The 16,879-nt window shown below is 76.0% G+C and carries 15 protein-coding genes; 12 read left to right on the top strand and 3 right to left on the bottom strand.

Features of this window, described 5'->3' with window-relative positions; translation table 11 throughout:
* Positions 1-5: 5 nt before the first annotated feature.
* On the top strand, positions 6-3,149 hold the full coding sequence (locus tag ACL02R_RS01280; RefSeq protein ID WP_412794918.1) for a tetratricopeptide repeat protein: 3,144 nt from the start codon (positions 6-8) through the stop codon (positions 3,147-3,149).
* Positions 3,150-3,154: 5 nt separating this feature from the next.
* Here ACL02R_RS01280 and ACL02R_RS01275 read toward each other — a convergent pair whose 3' ends face one another.
* Positions 3,155-3,565 carry a DUF6234 family protein gene (locus ACL02R_RS01275; RefSeq protein ID WP_412794917.1) on the bottom strand — a complete coding sequence of 137 codons (411 nt, stop codon included), beginning with the start codon at positions 3,563-3,565 and terminating at the stop codon, positions 3,155-3,157.
* Between the two features lie 207 nt (positions 3,566-3,772).
* On the opposite strand from ACL02R_RS01275, the gene ACL02R_RS01270 reads away from it, so the two are divergent.
* Both ACL02R_RS01270 and ACL02R_RS01265 read left to right on the top strand, forming a co-directional pair.
* Complete coding sequence (locus ACL02R_RS01270) at positions 3,773-4,465, top strand: hypothetical protein (protein WP_412794916.1); 693 nt, start codon at positions 3,773-3,775, stop codon at positions 4,463-4,465.
* Positions 4,465-5,091 carry a hypothetical protein gene (locus tag ACL02R_RS01265; protein WP_412794915.1) on the top strand — a complete coding sequence of 209 codons (627 nt, stop codon included), beginning with the start codon at positions 4,465-4,467 and terminating at the stop codon, positions 5,089-5,091. Before ACL02R_RS01270 ends, ACL02R_RS01265 begins: the two co-directional genes overlap by 1 nt.
* Before the next feature lie 493 nt (positions 5,092-5,584).
* Here the strand turns inward: ACL02R_RS01265 and ACL02R_RS01260 are convergent, their stop codons facing one another.
* Positions 5,585-6,604, bottom strand: a complete 1,020-nt coding sequence (locus ACL02R_RS01260; RefSeq protein WP_412794914.1) for an Rv2578c family radical SAM protein — start codon at positions 6,602-6,604, stop codon at positions 5,585-5,587.
* A gap of 207 nt (positions 6,605-6,811) precedes the next feature.
* Between ACL02R_RS01260 and ACL02R_RS01255 the strand changes: the two genes are divergently transcribed.
* The 5 genes from ACL02R_RS01255 to ACL02R_RS01235 all read left to right on the top strand — a co-directional run bounded on the left by ACL02R_RS01255 (position 6,812) and on the right by ACL02R_RS01235 (position 14,109).
* A complete protein-coding gene (locus tag ACL02R_RS01255; RefSeq protein WP_412794913.1) occupies positions 6,812-7,270 on the top strand; it encodes an SRPBCC family protein in 459 nt (152 codons plus the stop codon).
* A gap of 44 nt (positions 7,271-7,314) precedes the next feature.
* Positions 7,315-9,732: a SpoIIE family protein phosphatase gene (locus ACL02R_RS01250; protein ID WP_412794912.1), complete on the top strand. Its 2,418-nt coding sequence runs from the start codon at positions 7,315-7,317 to the stop codon at positions 9,730-9,732.
* 70 nt (positions 9,733-9,802) lie between these two features.
* On the top strand, positions 9,803-10,639 hold the full coding sequence (locus ACL02R_RS01245; RefSeq protein ID WP_412794911.1) for a M55 family metallopeptidase: 837 nt from the start codon (positions 9,803-9,805) through the stop codon (positions 10,637-10,639).
* Positions 10,632-12,014, top strand: coding sequence for a M20/M25/M40 family metallo-hydrolase (locus ACL02R_RS01240; RefSeq protein ID WP_412794910.1), 1,383 nt, complete (start codon positions 10,632-10,634; stop codon positions 12,012-12,014). Before ACL02R_RS01245 ends, ACL02R_RS01240 begins: the two co-directional genes overlap by 8 nt.
* A gap of 46 nt (positions 12,015-12,060) precedes the next feature.
* Positions 12,061-14,109, top strand: a complete 2,049-nt coding sequence (locus tag ACL02R_RS01235; protein ID WP_412794909.1) for an LpqB family beta-propeller domain-containing protein — start codon at positions 12,061-12,063, stop codon at positions 14,107-14,109.
* 14 nt (positions 14,110-14,123) lie between these two features.
* On the opposite strand, the gene ACL02R_RS01230 is transcribed toward ACL02R_RS01235, so the two are convergent.
* Complete coding sequence (locus tag ACL02R_RS01230) at positions 14,124-14,537, bottom strand: SRPBCC family protein (protein WP_412794908.1); 414 nt, start codon at positions 14,535-14,537, stop codon at positions 14,124-14,126.
* A gap of 272 nt (positions 14,538-14,809) precedes the next feature.
* Between ACL02R_RS01230 and ACL02R_RS01225 the strand changes: the two genes are divergently transcribed.
* The 4 genes from ACL02R_RS01225 to ACL02R_RS01210 all read left to right on the top strand — a co-directional run bounded on the left by ACL02R_RS01225 (position 14,810) and on the right by ACL02R_RS01210 (position 16,832).
* Complete coding sequence (locus ACL02R_RS01225; protein WP_412794907.1) at positions 14,810-15,295, top strand: hypothetical protein; 486 nt, start codon at positions 14,810-14,812, stop codon at positions 15,293-15,295.
* A 52-nt stretch (positions 15,296-15,347) separates the two neighbouring features.
* Complete coding sequence (locus ACL02R_RS01220; RefSeq protein WP_412794906.1) at positions 15,348-15,905, top strand: DinB family protein; 558 nt, start codon at positions 15,348-15,350, stop codon at positions 15,903-15,905.
* A 142-nt stretch (positions 15,906-16,047) separates the two neighbouring features.
* On the top strand, positions 16,048-16,467 hold the full coding sequence (locus ACL02R_RS01215; RefSeq protein ID WP_412794905.1) for a CBS domain-containing protein: 420 nt from the start codon (positions 16,048-16,050) through the stop codon (positions 16,465-16,467).
* A 116-nt stretch (positions 16,468-16,583) separates the two neighbouring features.
* Entirely contained in the window at positions 16,584-16,832 is a 249-nt protein-coding gene (locus tag ACL02R_RS01210) for a hypothetical protein (RefSeq protein WP_412794904.1), read from the top strand.
* Positions 16,833-16,879 lie beyond the last annotated feature (47 nt).

Here is a 16,879-nt window from a genome sequence, read left to right as displayed (position 1 = left end):
GTGGGATGACGGCGCGGCGCCTGTCGCGGCAGGACCTGATCCGGCAGCGGCGCGAGGCGGGGTTCGTGGGCCGGCGCGGCGAACTCGCCGTCTTCCGCGACAACTTGGCGCGCGAAGTCACCGACCCCGCGTACCAGTTCCTCTTCCACGTCCACGGCCACGCCGGCGTCGGCAAGACGACCCTGCTCCGCCAGTGGGAGAAGCTCGCCCGCGAACAGGGCGCCGTCACCGCCTACATCGGCGACGACGTCCATGGCCCGCTGGAGGCCATGGAGAGCATCGCCCACCAACTCGCCGCGCAGGAACGGCGGCTGAGGACGTTCGAAAAACGCCTCGACACCTACCGCCGGCGCCGCCACGAGGCGGAGACCTCGCCCGCGGCACCCATCGCCCCCGACGGCTCGTCGGGGGCGGGCATCGCCGCGCAGATCGGCCTCGGCGCCGCCGGACTCATCCCCGGCGTCGGCGTCCTCGCGGGCGCGCTCGACCCGCAGCAGGTCGCCCAGGGCCTCGACAGGCTGCGCGCCCAGCTCAGTTCACGGCTGCGCGACCACGAGGACGTGCAGCTCGTGCTGGCACCGGTGGACGTCCTCACGCCCGTGCTCGCCGACGACCTCGGCGACGTCGCCGCACAGCACCGCTGGGTCGTCCTCTTCTTCGATACGTACGAACGCACCGGGCCCGTCCTCGACACCTGGCTGCGCGACCTGCTGCTCGGCGGCAGGTACGGCGACGTGCCGCTCAACGTCCTCGTCGTCCTGTCGGGGCAGGGCCGCCTCTCCACCGCCTGCTGGGGCGACTGGCTCGACCAGATCGCCGCCACGCGCCTGGACGTCTTCACCGACGAGGAGGCCCGCGTCCTCCTCAGCGCCAAGGGCGTCACCGACCGGCGGACCGTCGAGACCGTCCTGCGCCTGTCCGGCAGGCTGCCGGTCCTCCTCGACATGCTGGCCCAGACCCGCCCGGCCGGGCCCGAGGCCGTCCCCGACCCGTCCGAGACGGCGGTGGAACGGTTCCTCAAGTGGGAACGCGACCCCGAGCGCCGCGCGGCCGTCCTCGCCTGCGCGCTCTCCCGCCAGCTCGACGAGGACGTGCACCGCGTCCTCGTCCCCGAGGCCGGGCCCGAGGAGTACGCGTGGCTGCGGGCGCTGCCGTTCGTCGGCGACCGCGCGGGCCGGCTGCGCTACCACGACGTCGTCCGCGCCCCCATGCTGCGGCTCCAGCGCACCCGTTCGCCCGCCCAGTGGCGGCACGGGCAGACGCTGCTCGCCGACGAGTTCAGGCGCAGGCGCGAGGCGCTGGAGGAACGCCTCCCGGACCCCGGGGAGCGGTGGGCCGACCGCGAGTGGCGCGGCCACCGGCTCAACGAGACGTACCACCGCCTGTGCGCCGACCCGCTCGGCGCCCTGCCCGGCGCGCTGCTGGACACCGCCCACGCCTGCGACCAGGGCACGACCGTCCTGCACCGCTGGGTCGACATGCTCGCCTGGGCCGCCGCCGACACGGACGCGGCCGTGATCGGCGGCTGGGCGCGCCGCCTCGCCCGCGCCGCCGGGGACGACGGCGCCACAGGCGCCCTCACCCTGCTGCTGGACGCGCCCGGCCTGGACGCCGCGGGCCGCGCGCTCGTGCACGCCGCGCGCGGCGACGCGTACCGCTTCACCCGCGACCTCGGGCGCGCGCTCGCCGACTTCACGGCCGCGCTCGCGCTCGACCCGGAACTGGTCCGCGCCTGGCTCGGGTGCAGCGCCACCCGGCTCGCGCTCGGCGACCACAGCGAGGCGCACGCCGACATCGAGCGGGCCATCGCCCTGGGCCGCACCGACGCCAAGACCCTCGCCCGGCGCGGCCACCTGCGGGTCTACCTCAACCGCTTCGAGGACGCGCTCGCCGACCTGGACCGCGCCGTCGCGCTCGACCCGCGCGACGCCTGGGCCGTCGCCGAACGCGGTCAGGCCCACCGCTGCCTCGGCCACTACACGGCGGCCATCGCCGACCACACCAGGGCGGTCGAGCTGGACCCGGGCTACGCGTGGGCGTACGCGGAGCGCAGCCGCTCGTACCGCTCCCTCGGCGACGACGCGCGGGCCCTGGCCGACCTTGACCGGGCCATCGGGATACAGCCGGACTACAGCTGGGCGTTCGGCGAGCGCAGCCGGGTGCACAGCCGCCGGGGCGACCACGCGCCGGCCCTGGCCGACCTGGACCGCGCCATCGAGCACGAGCCGGAGTACGCCTGGGCGTTCGGCGAGCGCGCACGCGTCAGGACGTACCTGGGCGACTGGGCCGAGGCGTACGCCGACTACGCGCGCGCCGTCGATCTCGACCCCGAGTACGCGTGGGCGTACGCCGACCGCGGGCGGCTCGGCGCCGAACTGGGCCGCTACCCGGCGGCGCTGGCCGACCTGGACCGCGCCATCGCCCTGCGGCCCGGCTACGCCTGGGCGTTCGCGCAGCGCGCGGAGATCCACCGCCTCACGGGCGACTTCGGCGCCGCGCTGGCCGACCTGGACCGCGCCGTCGCGCTCGCCCCCGACTCCGCCGGCCACCACGCCGGCCGGGGGTACGCGCTGCACTGCCTGGGGCGGGACGCGGCGGCCGTCGAGGCGTTCGACCGTGCCGCCGCCCTGGCCGGGGACGGCGGGGACGGCGGGGGCGCACCGGCGTGGACCCTCGGCCACCGCGGCGTGGCGCTCGCCGCCCTCGGCAGGCACGGCGAGGCCACGGCGGCCTGCCGGGAGAACGCCGAGCGCCACCCCCGGAGCGCGCTGGCGCTGCTCGGGCTCGTCCTCGTCCTGCGCCACGCCGGTGACCCCGCCGCGGACGCCGCGGACCGTGACCTCACCGCGCGGTGCGCCGCCCTGGCGGCGGGGGAGGCGGGTCCCGGCGCCCTCGGCGAACTGCTGGTCGTCCACTGCGCCCGCGCCGAGTGGGACGCGGCGGACGCGGCGCTCGACCGGCTGCTGGGCGCGGCGACGGCACCGGCGCACGTGCTGGGGCCGCTGGACGACCTGACCGATGTCGCACGGGCCCTGTCGCTCGGCGGGCCCCCGCCCGGCGAGGAGCGGGTGGCGGCGGTGCGGGAGCGGCTCACGGCCGCGCTGGACGGGCTCGCGCCCGACACCCCGGAGGCGCCCGCCGCGCCGTGACGGGTTCAGCCGCCGAGGCACTCGTGGCTGTCACCGCCGCTGCGGCAGGCGCTTCCGGGACCGCCCGTGCCGCCCGTGCCGGACCCGCCCGTGCCGCCCGTTCCGTCCGCCGCCGCGATCCCGAACAGCGCCACGCCCGCGAACGCCACCGCGAGGAGCCCCTGCGTCAGCCCGGCGGCCGGCAGCCGGGCGCGCAGGAGGAACACGGCGCATGTCGCGGTCAGTGCCGCCCCCACCCCGAGGGCGATGAGGAACGGCCGGTCCTCGGCCGGTTCGCCCCAGCCGTCCATGATCAGCAGGAAGAGGACGATCGCGCCGACGGCCGCCTCGGCGGCGAGCAGGGCCAGCGCGAGCAGGACATCGCCCGCGACGCGCCCGGCCCGCTGCGCCCCGTTCACACGCGCTGAGTTGGTCATGGCTCGCATTCTGCCCCACGCGCCCCGCGTGCGCCGGGCGCGCGGAGGGTGCCGCGGGCCCGCACCGGCCAACGCGCGCCGCACGCCGGGGGATCGGCGGCGCGCGGCGTCAACCAGGTCGGCGACTCGTACGTTTGGAAGGCCGCGCTCGGGTAACCGGAGGGTCACGACAACCTCGCGCAAGAGGATTCCTGCGAAAGGGAAGTCATGACGACTGTAGTGATCATCATCCTGGCCGTGGTCGTCCTCGCACTCCTGGCGCTCGTGCTGGCGCCGTCCGCGGGGCCTGCCGGAACCGGGAGACTGCAACGCCGCTTCGGGCCCGAGTACGACCGGGCGGTCGCCCGGCACAACGGGGACGCCAAGGCGGCACGGAAAGAACTGGCCGCACGGCTGAAGCAGCACGGACGGCTCGACCTCCGGCCCCTGTCGGCCGAGGACCGGGAGCGTTACCAGACCCGGTGGGCCCGGGTGCAGGAGAAGTTCGTGGAGTCGCCCGGCGGCGCGGTCGCCGAGGCGGACCACCTGCTGACCCAGCTCATCCATGACCGGGGCTACCCCTCGCACGCGTACGACGACCAGGTGGCCGCGCTGTCCGTGCACCACCCGCGGCACGTCGAGGGATACCGCACGGTGCATGCCCTCGCAGGGCGCGAGCCGGCGGACGGCACGGTGACGGAGGAGCTGCGGGCGGCCATAGTCCAGGCGCGGGGTCTGTTCAACGACCTGCTGAGCGACCGGACCGTGGACGAGGCCCAGCCGCAGCACCAGCGGCGCAAGGGCGGGCGGATGGCCACCCTCGTGCGCAACCGGCCCGGCAGGACGGCAGGACACCAGCGGACCGCCGGTCCCGCGCGGCACGACGGCGTGACCGGTACACCGACGAAGGGTGGTGCGTGATGAACAAGCCTGAGAACGAGCGCACGAGCACGAGCACGGACACCGGCGCCGGCGCCGACCGAGCCTGGGGCACGGAGAGCGCGCGGGACACGGAACGTGTGACCCCGCTGTCCGGCAAGAACACCCCGACGACGGAGAAGACCCCGGCGCACGGCACGACACCGTACGCCCCGGACGGGCCCGCCACCGGGACGTCCACGACCGGCCGCGGCACCACGCCGGACACCGGCAGGACCGGCGCGTACGAGAGCACGCGCGACGACAGCGCGTACGACGGCACCCGTGACGGCGGGCAGTTCACGGCGGGCGACCTGGGCGACGGGCTGATACCGGCGTCAGAGGCGGCCCGGCTGCGGGCCGAACTCCAGCACGCGGTCGGCGCGTTCGTCGACAGCCCGAAGCAGTCAGTCGCCGAGGCGGACACGGTGCTCGAAACGGCCGTCGCCCGCATCACCGCCTCGCTCACCGAGCGCCGCAACGCGATGCGGACCCACTGGGAGCACAACGGCGCGAACGGCAACGGCGGCAACGGTTCCCACCAGGACGGTGGCGACCTCGACACCGAGAAGTGGCGCGTGATCATGCTGGACTACCGCGACACGATGGAGCGGCTGCTCAGCGCCTGAGCGACGCCCCCCAAGCCGGCGGCCCCGGGTATCCCACGCCTCGGGGCCGCCACGCATGCCCGGCCCCGCCGCCCCACCCGGACAGGGTGAGAACCACCCCGTGCGGCCGGCCGGTCGGCCGCACGGGGCGCCGGTCGCTGGTCCCGGCGGCGCCCCGGTGCTTCCCGGGCGGTCCCGCGTGATGCCGAGGTGTCGCGCCGTGCCCGGTGGGCGGCGTGTGGCCGGTGCGGCGGAACCCGTGCGCATGCGGGTCGAATGCAGTCGGGGCCTGGCATCCGCGGCGCGGACCGGGACAGCGGGGTCGTCCGACCCGGCAGACCGACGGCCGCCGCGGCCGTCCAGGGCGCCGGGGCACCGGGGCACCGGCCGGCGAAGCACCATTGCCGGCGGCCCCGATCCCCTCCCGTGCCCCGGCAGACCGCCACCACGCGGCACACGCCGCGCGTCACCGCATACGAGCCGTCGCCCGCCCTGGCGGCCCGGCCGTGTGTGCCTACAGCAGCGTGAGCTGCGTCCCCGGCTCGGGGCGCGGCGCGGGCTCCGGGACCGCCCGGTGGCCGCCGCGGCGGGCCGGGCCTATGCCGTACTCGGTGGCGAGCTCGTGCACCTCCCGCGTCACCCGCCGCTGGTACCACTTGGGCGCGTACGCCCCGCCCGCGTACATCACCTCGTACCGCCGCACCAGGTCCGAGCGGTGCCGCGCGAGCCACGCCATGTACCACTCGCGCGCCCCCGGCCGCAGATGGAGCACGAGCGGGGTCACGGACGCCGCCCCCGCCGCCGCGATGGCGCGGACCGTCTCCCGCAGCTGGGCGGGGGAGTCGGTGAGGTACGGCAGGATCGGCGCCATCAGGACGCCGCACGGGATGCCGACGTCCCGCAGCGCCCGGACGACGCCCAGCCGCCGGTCGGGCGCCGGGGTGCCCGGCTCGACGGTGCGCCACAGCTCGGGGTCGGTGAAGCCCACCGACACGGACACGCCGACGTCCGTCACGTCGGCCGCCTGCCGCAGCAGCTCCAGGTCGCGCAGGATCAGCGTGCCCTTGGTGAGGACGGAGAACGGGTTCGCGCGGTCGCGCAGCGCCGCGATGATGCCCGGCATCAGCCGGTAGCGGCCCTCCGCCCGCTGGTACGGGTCCACGTTGGTGCCCATCGCGATGTGCTCGCCGTGCCAGCGGCCGCCCGCCAGCTCGCGCGCGAGGAGCTGCGGCGCGTTCACCTTGACGATGATCTGCGAGTCGAAGCCGGCGCCGGTGTCGAGGTCCAGGTAGCTGTGCGTCTTGCGCGCGAAGCAGTAGACGCACGCGTGCGAGCAGCCGCGGTACGGGTTCACCGTCCAGACGAACGGCATCCGCGAGGTGCCGGGGACGCGGTTGATGATCGAACGCGCCCGCACCTCGTGGAACGTGATCCCCCGGAACTCGGGGGTGTCCACCGTCGTCGTGACGACGTCCGTCCCGAACAGCGCGGGCGCGGCGGCGGGGGTGTCGTCACCCAGGTTGCTCCAGCGCATCGCGGGCCTCCTCACTGCCGACGCACGGCCGACCGTCACTCGAACAAACTTTCGTTTGTGGTGCGTCTAGGACACATGTTCGAATCGTGGGTGTCAAGCCGGATTCCCCCGCACCGAGCACGCGCCCCCCGCCTGCGGATTTGGGCATCGCCACGCACGGATGGTTGGCTGACCGTCACATCCCGTACGACGGCAGGAGCTTGGGGCATGGGACAGATCGAGGTCGTCAGGCGGCGGGAGATCGCCGCGGATCACGAGGACGTTCTGGACGCGCTGGCGGACTACCGCGGCGTCCATCCCCGGCTGCTGCCGGAGCGGTTCACTGACTACGCGGTCGAGGAGGGCGGCGACGGCGCGGGCACCGTGGTGCGCCTGCGGTTCCACGCCACGTCGCGGCGGGTGCGCGACTGCCTGCTCGACGTCAGCGAGCCGGGCGAGGGCCGCCTCGTCGAGAAGGACCGCAACTCGACCATGGTCACCGAGTACACCGTCGAGCCCGCCGGCGGCGCCGCGGGCAAGGCCGCCCTGGTCACCGTCCGCAGCGCCTGGGAGGGCGCCGGCGGCATCGGCGGCTTCTTCGAACGGACCTTCGCGCCGCGCGTCCTCGGCGCCGCCTACGACCAGATCCTCGACAACCTCGCCGCCCACATGGCGGCGGGCGCCTGACACCGAGGCCGCCCGAGACCGCTTCCGCACCGAAGGAGACGCCGGTGGCCGCAGGACAGGACCCGCCCCAGCCGGGCGACCAGGACACGGGCGACACGGGCGGCGGCATCCCCGTCGCCGTCGTCGTCCTCGACGGTGCCGCCGTCATCGCGCACTGGAACAGCGGCGCCGCCGGTCTCTTCGAGGTGCCGCGCGCCGCGGCGGTCGGCCGCCGCGCGGTGGACGTCATGCCCGTCGCGTCCGCCCGCGAGACCGGGCCCGCGCACCCGGCCGGTCCCGACGGCGGCGGGCCGCTCGACCCGGCGCACCGCAGGGAGACCATCTTCGGCACCGACATGACGACCTTCGCCGACCCGGCGGCCGGCTGGTTCTCCACCCGGGGCACGGGCGCGAAGCCGTACCGCCGCCAGATCCTGTGGTGGGCGTACCCGCTGCGCGGGCCGGGCACCGCCCGCGTCCTGCTGCTCGCGGCGGACAGCGCGGCCGTCCGCCGCACCGGCCGCGCCGCGTTCGCGCCCGTGCTGGGGCCCCACGGCGAACGGGCCGACGCCGACCGGCTGCACGACGGCCTGACCGCGCTGCTGCCCATGCCCCGCGAGGAGGCGGGGCACGTCGCGCGCCAGGTCGTGACCCACGGCTACCCGTTCCTCGAACTCAGGAAGGAAGCCCGCTGGGAGCCCGTCCTCCCCGGCTGGGGTGCGACCGCCCCGGCGGAGGACGACGAGCGGGAGGACACCGACCCGGACGCCGCCGCCGACCCCGCCGCCCTGCGGGAGCGGCTCGCCGTGCTGCGCGCCGTCGGTGCCGCCGCGGGCCCCGACCCCGGCCGCGCGGTCGAGGCGCTCGGACGCGCCCTCGTCCCCCGCTTCGCCGACATCGCCGGAACGTATCTCCGCGACGACGTCGTCACCGGCGCCGCCGTCCCCGAGGGCCCGCCGCCCCCCGGTACGCGCTGGCACCGTGTCACCGTCGAACGCGCCGGTGCGCCGGGCGGCGGCAGCCACGCCGCCGCGCGCGCCGACCGGGGCGCGGAGCTGCCCGCCGGGACGCCGTTCGCCGACTGCGTGACGACGGGCCGCCCCGTCCTCGTCCCACGCGTCACCGAAGCGCAGGCACGGACCGTCACCGCGCCGTTCGGGCCGCAGGACATCGCGCCGCAGGTCACGCGGCGGTCGCTGCTGGCCGTGCCGCTCAAGGCCGGACGGTCCGTCCTCGGCTTCGTCGTCCTGCTGCGCCACCCGGAGCGGCCCGGCTTCACCGAGGCGGACCTGGTGACCGGCGCGGACATCGCCGACCGCGCCGGGCTCATCCTCGACAACGCCCGCCTGCGGTCGCTGCACGCCGAGCCCCCGGAGCCGGCGCCCCCGCGCCCGTTCGGCTGCACGACCGCGAGCCGCCTCCTGCCCGGCACCCGCATCGGCGGCGCGGCGGGCGAGTGGTCCGACGTCATCCGGCTGCCCGGCTGCCGCACGGCCCTGGTCGCGGGACGCGTCCTCGGCCGCCTCACCGACGAAGGACCCGCCAGGGCCCTCGCCGCCGCCCACCGCTACCGGACGGCCATCCAGACCCTCGCCGCGCTCGACGCCGACCCGGCGCACCTGCTGCGCGCCCTGGACGACCTCGCCCGGCGGCTCGGCGACCTGCCGCTCGCCACCTGCCTGTTCGCGGTCCACGACCCGATCAGGTCCGAGCTGCGCGTCGCCACCGCCGGACACCTCCCGCCCGTCCTGATCCGCGCCCACGGCCCCGCGCGGGCGCTCGACCTGCCCGCGGGCGCCCCCATCGGCGTGGGTGGCGTGCCCTTCACGGCGGTGACCGTCCCCGTGCTCAAGGGCGACCGGCTCGTGCTGTGCACGGACGGGCTCGCCGAGGTGCGCGGGCGCGGCCCCGGCACGCGCCTGGCGACGCTGTGCGACATCGCCGTCCGCTCGGTGGACCCCGAGCTCCCCACCGGGCGCGCCATGGAGCGTGCCGACGCCACCTGCGACGCCGTCGCTCGCGCCCTGTCCGCGGCCACGGCGGGCGCGCGGGACGCGGGGACGACGCTGCTCACCGCGCGCCTCGGCCGCGTCGCGCCGGGCGACGTGGCGTTCTGGCGCCTCGGCCTGGACGCCGCGTACGTCCCGCACGCGCGGCATCTCGTCCGGGGGCGGCTGCGGGAGTGGGGGCTGGCGGCGGCGGCCGACACGGCGGCGCTCCTCGTCAGCGAACTGGTCACCAACGCCCTGCGCCACGCCAGGCGCGGGCCCGTCGAACTGCGCCTCGTCCGCGCCGACACGCTCGTCTGCGAGGTCACCGACGACGGGCACGAGCGGCCCGCGCTGCTCGGCCCCGCGCCCGGCGACGAGTCCGGGCGCGGCCTCCAGGTCGTCAGCAGGCTGGCGCGGAGCTGGGGCAGCGGGCGTACCGACCACGGCACCACCGTGTGGTTCGAACAGGACCTGCCCGGCGGCCGCCGCTGAGCCGGGGGCCGCCGGGCCGCCTGGCGGTCGATCTGGCTGATTGTCGGTGCCGCCGGGTAACGTGCGCGGCATGACGAAGATCCTCATCTCGGCCGACATGGAGGGGGCCACCGGCGTCACCTGGCCCGCCGACTGCCTGCCGGGGACGCCCGAGTGGCAGCGCTGCCGCCCGCTGCTCACCTCGGACGTGAACGCGGCCGTGGCCGGATTCCACGAGGGCGGCGCCACCGAGGTGATCGTCAACGAGGCCCATATGACGATGCGCAACCTCCTGCTGGAGCGGCTGGACGACCGCGCCCAGCTCCTCACCGGCCGCCACAAGGCCCTCAGCATGGTCGAGGGAGTGCAGCACGGCGACATCGACGGCATCGCGTTCATCGGCTACCACACGGGCGCGGGCGACGAGGGCGTCCTCGCCCACACCTACCTCGGCAACTCGCTGACCGGCGTCTTCGTGGACGGCGTCCGGGCGAGCGAGGGCCTGCTGAACGCGCTGGTCGCCGCCGAGTACGGCACCCCGGTCGTCCTCGTCACCGGCGACGACCGCACCTGCGACGACGCCGCGCGCTGGGCCCCGGACGCGGTGGGCGTCGCCGTCAAGGACTACGTGTCGCGCTACGCCGCCGTCTGCCGCACCCCGGCGCGCACCGCCGCCGACATCCGCGCGGCCGCCGCGAAGGCCGTCGCGCTCGCCACGCGCCACGATCCGGAGCCGCCGCGCGAGCGCCTGTTCGAGATCGAGTTCGACGCCGAGCACCTGGCGGGCTCCGCCGCCCTGGTCCCCGGCGTCGAGCAGACCGGCCCGTGCCGCGTGGCGTACCGGGCCGGGACCATGTACGACGGAATCCGGTGCTTCAAGACGGTCACCACCATGGTGTCCGCCGCGGTGGAGGAATGGTATGGCTGAGCAGCGCACGGGACGGCACACGGACCAGGACACGGCACGGCACGTCGACGGCACGGCGCTGGACGAGGCGGTCCGCTTCACCTCCGACCTCATCCGCCTCGACACCACCAACCGGGGCGGCGGCGACGGCGTCGAACGCCCCGCCGCCGAGTACGTCGCCGAACGGCTGGCGGCGGCGGGCCTCGAACCGCTGCTGCTGGAGAAGGCCCCGGGCCGCACCAACGTCGTCGCGCGCGTCACCGGCGCCGACCCGGCCGCCGACGCCCTCCTCGTCCACGGCCACCTGGACGTCGTGCCCGCCGACGCGTCCGAGTGGAGCGTCCCGCCGTTCTCCGGCGAGATCCGCGACGGCGTCGTCTGGGGCCGGGGCGCCGTGGACATGAAGGACTCCGACGCCATGGTCCTCGCCGTCGTCCGCGCCTGGGCGCGCGCCGGGATCAGGCCGCGCCGCGACATCGTCCTCGCCTTCACGGCGGACGAGGAGGACACCGCCGACTACGGCTCGGGCTTCCTCGTCGGCGAGCACCGCGACCTGTTCGACGGCTGCACCGAGGCCATCGGCGAGTCGGGCGCCTACACGTTCCATCCCGGCGACGGCCGCCGCATCTACCCCGTCGCCACCGGCGAGCGCGGCACGGCGTGGCTGCGCCTGACCGCGCCGGGGCGCGCCGGGCACGGCTCGCGCGTCAACCGGGAGAACGCCGTCACCCGCCTCGCCGCCGCCGTCCACCGCATCGGCGAGCACACCTGGCCCCCGCGCCTCACCGCCACCGTCCGCGCCGCGCTCACCGAGCTGGCCGCGCTCTACGGCGTGCCCCTGCCCGACCTGGACGACGACGACCCGGCCGTCCTCGCGCCCGCCCTGGACGGGCTGGTCGCCGCGATCGGCCCGGCGGGGAGCCTCGTCGCCCCCACCCTGCGCAACAGCGCCAACCCCACGATGCTCGCCGCCGGTTACAAGGTGAACGTCATCCCGGGCAGCGCCACCGCGCACGTGGACGGCCGCGTCCTCCCCGGCTGGGAGGACGAGTTCACCGCGACCATGGACGAGCTGACGGGCCCGGACGTCACCTGGTCGTACCAGCACCACGAGATCCCGCTCGAAGCACCCGTGGACGGCCCGGCGTTCGCCGCCCTCAGCGAGGCGCTGCTGCACTTCGACCCCGGCGCGCACGTCATCCCGTACTGCATGTCGGGCGGCACGGACGCCAAGCAGTTCTCCCGCCTCGGCGTCAGCGGCTACGGCTTCATGCCCCTGCGGATGCCCGAGGGGTTCGACTACCAGGCGATGTTCCACGGCGTGGACGAACGGGTGCCGGTGGACGCCCTCCACTTCGGCACACGGGTGCTCGACCGCGCGCTGCGCGCCCTCTGACCACGGGCCGACGCCCCCCCCAGGCCGACAAGGAGACGGAAGACCCATGGACCGCGCACCATACGGCAGCTGGACCTCGCCCATCGACGCCGCCCTCGTCGCGGACCACGACGGGAAGCCCGAGTACGTCGGCGCGGTCGGCGACGAGCTGTGGTGGACCGAACCGCGCCCGGCCGAGGGCGGACGGCGCGCCCTCGTGCGGCTGGCGCCGGACGCCGGGGCGCCCGAGCCGGTGCTCCCCGCGCCGTGGAACGTCCGCAGCCGCCTCATCGAGTACGGCGGCGTCCCGTGGGCCGCCGTCGCGCGGGAGGACGGCGGCCCGCTCGCCGTCTTCGCCCACTTCGCCGACCAGCGGCTGTACGCCGTCGAGCCTGACGCGCCCGGCGGCCAGGAGCCGCGCCCGCTGACGCCCCTGTCACCGGTCGGCGGCGGGCTGCGCTTCGGCGACCTGCGCGTCGAGGGCGACGAGGTGTGGTGCGTGCTGGAGGAGTTCACCGGGGAGGGCCCCGGCGACGTGCGCCGCGTGCCGGTCGCCGTCCCGCTGGACGGGTCGGCGGCCGGCGACCGGTCGGCCCTGCGCGAGCTGGCGCCCGAGCGGCACCGCTTCGTCACCGGGCCCCGGCTCTCCCCGGACGGCCGCCGCGCCGTCTGGCTCGGTTGGGACCACCCGCGCATGCCCTGGGACGGCACCGACCTGATGCTCGCCGGCGTCACGCGCGGCGCGGACGGCGCCCGCCTGCTCACCGGCGCGCGCGTCCTCGCGGGCGGCGACACCGAGTCCGTCGCCCAGGCCGAGTGGGCACCCGACGGCACGCTGCTGGCCGTCAGCGACCGCGGCGGCTGGTGGAACCCGTACCGCGTGGACCAGGACAGCGGCGCGATGACCGCCCTGTGCGCGCGCGAGGAGGAGTTCGCCGACGGGCTGTGGCACATCGGGTTCCGCTGGTTCGCGCCGCTCGCGGACGGCACGCTCGCCGTCCTCCACGGCCGGGGCCGGGCCAGGCTCGGCGTGCTCGACCCGGCCAGCGGCGAGCTGGCCGACGTGCCGGGGCCGTGGACCGAGTGGCAGCCGTCCCTCGCCGTCCAGGGCACCCGTGTCACCGGCATCGCCGCCGGACCCGACCGGGACTACGAGATCGTCCGCCTCGACACCGCCACCGGCCACTGCGTCGTCCTCGCCCACGAGCACCGCGACGCGGTCGCCCCGGCGTACTACCCGCTGCCGCGCGCCGGGACCGTCACCCGCCCCGACGGCCGCGAGGTCCACGCGCACATCTACCCGCCGCGCCACCCGGCCACCACGGGCACGGACGGCGCGCTGCCCCCGTACGTCATCTGGGCGCACGGCGGGCCCACCTCGCGCGCGCCGCTCGTCCTCGACCTGGAGATCGCCTACTTCACCTCGCGCGGCATCGGCGTCGCCGAGGTCAACTACGGCGGCTCCACCGGCTACGGGCGCGCCTACCGCGAGCGGCTGCGCGGCGAGTGGGGCGTCGTGGACGTCGAGGACTGCGCCGCCGTGGCCGCCGCGCTCGCCGACGAGGGCGCCGCCGACCCGGCGCGCATCGCCCTCAGGGGCGGCAGCGCGGGCGGCTGGACGACGGCCGCCTCCCTCGTCGCCCCCTCGGTCGCGGGCCGGTACGCCTGCGGGGCCATCAGCTACCCGATCCTCGACCTGGCCGGCTGGGCGGAGGGCGAGACGCACGACTTCGAGTCCCACTACCTGGAGTCCCTGGTCGGGCCCCTGGCGGAGGTGCCGGAGCGCTACCGCGGCCGCTCCCCGGTCGGGCACGCCGACAGGATCACCGCGCCGTTCCTGCTCCTCCAGGGGCTCGACGACGTGATCTGCCCGCCCGCCCAGGCCGAACGGTTCCTCGCCGAGGTGGCGGAGCACGGCGTGCCGCACGCGTACCTGACATTCGAGGGCGAGGGCCACGGCTTCCGCAGGGCGGAGACCATCCGGCGCGCGCTCGAAGCCGAACTCGCCCTGTACTGCGTCGCGTTCGGTATTGAACGGTCCGACGTCCCGCCGCTCGCCCTGACGGCGGGAACGGCCGGGACGGCGGGGACGGCGGCGGAGGGCGTGACGGCCTGACCGGCGCCCCGGCCTCAGGACACGGACTCCAGCACCTCCCTGAGCCGGGCCAGGTCGGCGGCGACGGCCTCCCCGTCACGCCGGAAGTCCGCGTCGTCCATGCCCGGCCGCCGCCGCAGGGTGAACACGACCTCGCTCGCCGCCCCGTCGGCGATCACCCGGACCGGGTTGTACACGACCTCGCCCGAGGGCAGTGTGACGTCGTGGTCGAGCACGCCCAGGTCGTTCGGCGGCGCGAAGTCGATCCCGACGCGCCCCAGCGGGGACTCGTCGGCGATCCAGCGGCCGCCGGTCCGCCGGACGGACCGGCCCACGCCGTGCGCCCACGCGGGCAGGTTGGCGGGGTCGGAGGCGTAGGCGTAGACGTCCCGGGGGGTACGGGCGATGCGGACGCTGAGGTGGCGGGATTCCCCGCTGCTGTCGTGCATGCCCGTGACGGTAGGGCACCGCGACCGCCGCGCTCTTGGACGAAACGGCCGTCCTCCCGCCGGTGAAGCACCCCGGCGTCCGCCCGTCCACCCGTCGAACTGATCGGCGCCCACCGCGCCGCCGCCCTACCGTACGGCGGACGCCGGCACGCCCCCACGGCCGCGCCGCCCGCGCACACCGCCCCCGCCCGGTACCGTCACCGGGCGGACACGCGGGGTGAGCACGCCCGGCGGCCCGTCCGCGGCTGAAGGCAAGCACCGGAAAGGGACGCATGGCTGAGATCGAACAGATGACGACGGCGCTGCGCGCGCTGGAGTCCGCCGTCCGGCTGCTGGGGGAGGAGCAGCAGCGCCTGGACGAGCTGCACGGGCGGCCCGCCGCGTACGACCGCGCCGCCGGGGGCCCGCAGCAGACGCTCACCGGCATCCGCGAGCTGCACTCCGCCGCCGCCCGCGCTGCCGAGGCGCTCGCCAGGGCGGTCGGCTACCGCGCCGCCGGGCTCGACCGGGCCGCCGCCCGCGCCGAGGAACAGGCGTCCGCCCGCCCCGCGGGCCTGCCCGGCGGGGTCGACCGGATGGCGCGCCCGCTGGGCGAGCGGACCGTCGAGGCCCTGGCGCTCATCCGCGACCTGTCCTGGTTCGGCCCCGAGGTCGGCGTCGAGATCGACGTCTGCCTCGCCGCCCCGCAGGCCACCTACCCGCCCGACGACTGGGACGCCTACCAGCGCGCCCGCGCCTGGCAGCGCGGCCGGAGGTGACCCTGGCAGGTCACCGGTGACGGCGCCCGTGGCGGCGGGCATGCTTCCCGGCATGACACCCGACACCACGCCCACGGGCCCCGCCGCCCCCACCGCCGCCCCCGAGCCCTCGCCCCGGGTCAGCGACCCGAAGGAACTGCTGCTCGGCTACCTCGACCACTACCGCGGCGTGTTACTCGCGAAGGTCGCGGGGCTGACGGAGGAGCAGCTCGGCAGCTCCCGGCTCCCGTCCGGCTGGACGCCGCTCCAGCTGCTCTGGCACCTCCAGCGCGTCGAACGCCGCCTGATGATCTGGGGCTTCCTCTCCGAGGACGTGCCCGACCCGTGGGACGATCACCGGCAGGACGGCCGGTGGACCGTGCCCGAGGGGCTGACGGTCGCCGAGGTCACCCGCCTGTTCCGCGACCAGGCCGAGCGGACCCGGGCCATCGTCACGGCCGCCGACCTCGCCGACACCGCCCCGGCCGGCGGCCGGTTCCCGCGGGAGGAGGAGGCGCCGACGCTCGGCTGGATACTCCACCACCTGCTCCAGGAGTACGCGCGCCACGCGGGCCACCTCGACATCGTCCGCGAGCTGGCCGACGGCGGGACGGGCGAGACGGGCGTGTAGCGTCCGGGCGGCGGCGCAAGGCGGGCGGATCGCTCGAACGGGTGCATACCGCGAGCACTCATGGCGGGCGGGACAAACGGGTACACGGCCCCCCACGGCAGGGGAGAGATCCCCGCACAGTCGACGAACAGGAGGAAGCCCCATGACCACCGCCGCCGACATCATGACCCCCGGCGCCCAGTGGATCTCCGAGGACGACACCCTCGAACGGGCCGCCCAGCTCATGCGCGAGCTGAACGTGGGCGCGCTGCCCGTCAGCGACGGCGACGAGCGCATGTCCGGCATCATCACCGACCGCGACATCGTGGTGGACTGCGTCGCCACCGGCGGCGACCCGTCGCAGGTCACGGCCGGTGAGCTCGCGCAGGGCACCCCGCGCTGGATCGCCGCGGACGCCGAGCTGGACGAGGTCCTGCACGAGATGGGTGACGCCCAGGTCCGCCGCCTCCCCGTCATCGACGGCGACAAGCGGCTCGTCGGCATGATCAGCGAGGCCGACCTGGCCCGTGAGCTGTCCGACGACCAGCTGGCCGACTTCGTCGTCAGCGTCTACGCCGCCTGACGCGCGGCCCGGGTCCGTCCACCGGACCGCCCCGGGGGCCCGGCGCATCGCCGCCGGGTCCCCGGCGCGGCGCGTCCCGCCAGGCGGATTCCGGCCACCGCTCGCATCCTGGTGTCATGACGTCCAGCCCGCGCAGCAGCACCGGAACGCCCCGGGCGTTCTGGACGCGGGGCCGCATCATCATCGCGGCCATCGCCGTCCTGACGCTCGTCTTCATCTTCGAGAACACCCGGCGCACGAGGATAAGGCTCCTGGTGCCCGAGGTGACGATGCCGCTGTGGCTTGCCCTGTTCGCCACCGCCCTGATCGGCCTGATCTGCGGCCTGTACTGGGGCCACCTTCGCAGTCGCGACCAGGGGCGCTGACCGCGGCACGTGCGACGTGTGCGCATGCGGGTGAGCGTTTGAAGGAT

Source organism: Streptomyces sp. MS19, from assembly GCF_047200595.1.
Classification (GTDB): Bacteria; Actinomycetota; Actinomycetes; order Streptomycetales; family Streptomycetaceae; genus Streptomyces.
Note: the sequence above shows the minus strand (reverse complement) of the source record. Positions and strands in the feature narration are given on the sequence as shown.